This window comes from Bacillus sp. JJ1474 (genome assembly GCF_036965225.1).
Lineage (GTDB): Bacteria > Bacillota > Bacilli > Bacillales > Cytobacillaceae > Cytobacillus.
Genome location: NZ_JBALPC010000142.1, coordinates 1 through 2,561, shown reverse-complemented (window position 1 = coordinate 2,561; position 2,561 = coordinate 1). Strand labels below are relative to the sequence as shown.

Sequence of the window (2,561 nt, the reverse complement as noted above, 5' to 3'; positions counted from 1 at the left end):
AAAGGAAATAACAACCTTATTCTTTTTTCCGACCATTGTTGGGACTACTTTAGCTTTCCTTTATATAGTTGCGATGGCAAAGGATATTGGAGGGGTTATGGAGAATCCTGAGGTACTATTGCACTTCCTAATAGTTGCGGGTGTATACCATTTGATACAAATAGGGTTTTATTTATATTCTAGAAAGAAAATGTTTTTTTATCTTACTCAGTAAAGATGAGTGAAAATTATATTTTACCAACCATATCAAAGTGAAATGGACAATGAAGAATAGATACGGACACATAAGACAGTTTGCGATTGTCAAAATTTAGTGTTAATTCAATTTTACAAAGTATAGTGAATAAATTAGTAATTTGCGGAGGTGAGTAAATGTTAAAGAGAAAAATAATATCGGCTTCTATATCAAGTGCTTTATTTGCAATTTTATTAGGATTTATTATGCCAAATCCATTTAATGAGCAAGTTGTTGCAGAACAAAATTATTTTTATTCGGCTATCAATGTTATAAATTTATATTTAATGTATAGCTTTCCTGTTATTCTTATTTATGGAGTGTTGACTTCCATTATAAGTGATAAGGTAGCAGAATTAATGTCAAAAACAAGCGAAACCAAAAATATAGAAATAATTGGCTCTGGAGCGTTACACATTGTTTTCGGACTTGTAGTCTTGCCTTATAGTTTAGGAGCTTCTGCCTTATTTTTTGTTACGGATAGAATACTGCAAAAACAAAGTAAAAAGTTTTATTGGTTACAAGCAATAAAGAGTTTTGTACTTCCATTAACTGTTTGGATTATCTCTTTGAGTATTAGTTGGTTTGAGCATTTTATTAACAATAGCTAAACATTAGAGGGGAAGCCTCCGTAGTAATGGCTTTTCCTATTTTATAACCTTATATCAACATTAAAGTTTAACAGAGCCTTACAAAAAGCCCAATTCCTTGACTTAAAAAGAAAAAAGCATTACCTCTGTTTCAGTAATGCCCCTTTGTTCTATAGCTTCTATTTACAAGATTTAATTTTGCCTGATAATATACTAGGCCCCAACTTTTTGGTATTTGAATTAGAAAGTCTTATCTGTACTTCTACATTTTCCATTTTTGCTGTAATGTCATCAATTCTTCCAGCCCAAGTTGGACCATCTATTTCTGGAGTAGGGTAAAGCCTGAAACGCCAGCTGATTTCATTAGGTATAAAGGCAAATCCTTCATAACTATCGTAATTACCATAGGTAGATGGTTTTGGAAGGTGCACCCCGAGAATACTTATATTCGTTCGTGCAAAACTTTGAGGGATCAACAGCACTTTATAAATCAATGCTGAGCCCTTTGCATTTGTAAGTTTTTTATCAACGGACTCCAGTATCATACTACAAGGCATAGTTATTGCCTTTGGCTGTGAAGGATAAATTACCAAAATCGAGATCATAAGTATGACCAAAACAAACTGCCTCATCACGCACCTCTTAGAATCGTTTTGGTTAATTTACCCTTATTATGGTTGAATTATAGGTTTGGTAAATTCCTCTTTATGGTAATATCATTTCTGAACATTAGATTAAAAAGTTTACGTATCAATCTCCATCTTCTTTTTCTGCCTTGTAAAACCGAAATATCTTGTGCCCTGAAAGGCAAGCTCTCCGGTGTCACCTTCAACAAGCATCCCATATTCAGAACCCTCAACCTCTAATTCAAACCGATCACCGCTTTCAACCTCAAAGGTAACAAAATAATCACTATAAGCCCTATGCTCTCCTCCACCACGAATGGCCGTCCTTTTTGCCACCACTTTCGCGTTGACGTTGAGTTTTGGGGAGTTATTATTTTTATTCCATTGAGAAAATCCTTTAAATATTGTAAATAGGATTGTAGAGATTACGATGACAAAGATAATGCCAACAAAAGTAGGAGCGAAATCAAACATGAAATCCCCACCATGAAGCATCTAATCCCTCCTATACAAGTTAATTTTTGATTTTCTTTTTCCTTAAATAAACAATGGCAAAAACAATTATAAATAATACAAGTAACATACTACTTTGCTGAAACCATTTGCTGCTCATTAATTCATCTTCTAATTGGACCGTGTATTTAGGCTCTTTCCCTTTTCCAAGCTCTAGCAGATCTTGATTAGCATATTGGATTTCGGCACTTTTTCCGCAGTTAATGACTTTTAGTATGCCGTCATGATCATTTGGATAGAAGAGATACTCCTTTCCCACTTCAAAGTCAAATTGGCAGCTGCTACTCCAATCTGTAGTAACAAATACTTGAGATTCGTCAATGCCCTTCCAAATTTCTGATACTGATATCAAAGCGACATCGTAGGATTTACCGTTGATTTTTTTCTTTTTTACCTGCAGAACCTCTCCTCTAAACACAGCTGCTGCCCTATTCAATGCTTCATTTGCAGTTTTAGGTATATCACAATCACAAGCCAACCCTCTTGATGACGGATAGAAAAGAGTCAATATTATTAATACAGCGGTTACATAAATTATATTTTTTCTTTTTTTACCCAACTACAAAAGCCCCTTTTTTATTAAAGACGCATATAAAT

At 34.1% G+C, this 2,561-nt stretch carries 5 protein-coding genes; 2 read left to right on the top strand and 3 right to left on the bottom strand.

All coding sequences use genetic code 11. From position 1 onward, the window contains the following. The coding region (locus V7164_RS16970) for a hypothetical protein (RefSeq protein ID WP_335354678.1) at nucleotides 1-214 on the top strand (214 nt) is incomplete at its 5' end. 158 nt (nucleotides 215-372) lie between these two features. Beyond that, nucleotides 373-846: a hypothetical protein gene (locus V7164_RS16965; protein WP_335345050.1), complete on the top strand. Its 474-nt coding sequence runs from the start codon at nucleotides 373-375 to the stop codon at nucleotides 844-846. 158 nt (nucleotides 847-1,004) lie between these two features. On the opposite strand, the gene V7164_RS16960 is transcribed toward V7164_RS16965, so the two are convergent. The 3 genes from V7164_RS16960 to V7164_RS16950 all read right to left on the bottom strand — a co-directional run bounded on the left by V7164_RS16960 (nucleotide 1,005) and on the right by V7164_RS16950 (nucleotide 2,523). Continuing rightward, nucleotides 1,005-1,457 carry a hypothetical protein gene (locus V7164_RS16960; protein ID WP_335345049.1) on the bottom strand — a complete coding sequence of 151 codons (453 nt, stop codon included), beginning with the start codon at nucleotides 1,455-1,457 and terminating at the stop codon, nucleotides 1,005-1,007. A 111-nt stretch (nucleotides 1,458-1,568) separates the two neighbouring features. Beyond that, nucleotides 1,569-1,946: a DUF2500 domain-containing protein gene (locus V7164_RS16955; protein ID WP_335345048.1), complete on the bottom strand. Its 378-nt coding sequence runs from the start codon at nucleotides 1,944-1,946 to the stop codon at nucleotides 1,569-1,571. Between the two features lie 19 nt (nucleotides 1,947-1,965). Then, nucleotides 1,966-2,523, bottom strand: coding sequence for a hypothetical protein (locus tag V7164_RS16950; protein WP_335345047.1), 558 nt, complete (start codon nucleotides 2,521-2,523; stop codon nucleotides 1,966-1,968). Nucleotides 2,524-2,561: the final 38 nt, after the last annotated feature.

Bases quoted from the DNA above. Each gene is read 5' to 3' on its own strand.
- V7164_RS16965 (WP_335345050.1), top strand. From the start codon at position 373: ATGTTAAAGAGAAAAATAATATCGGCTTCTATATCAAGTGCTTTATTT.
- V7164_RS16960 (WP_335345049.1), bottom strand. From the start codon at position 1,457: ATGAGGCAGTTTGTTTTGGTCATACTTATGATCTCGATTTTGGTAATT.
- V7164_RS16955 (WP_335345048.1), bottom strand. From the start codon at position 1,946: ATGCTTCATGGTGGGGATTTCATGTTTGATTTCGCTCCTACTTTTGTT.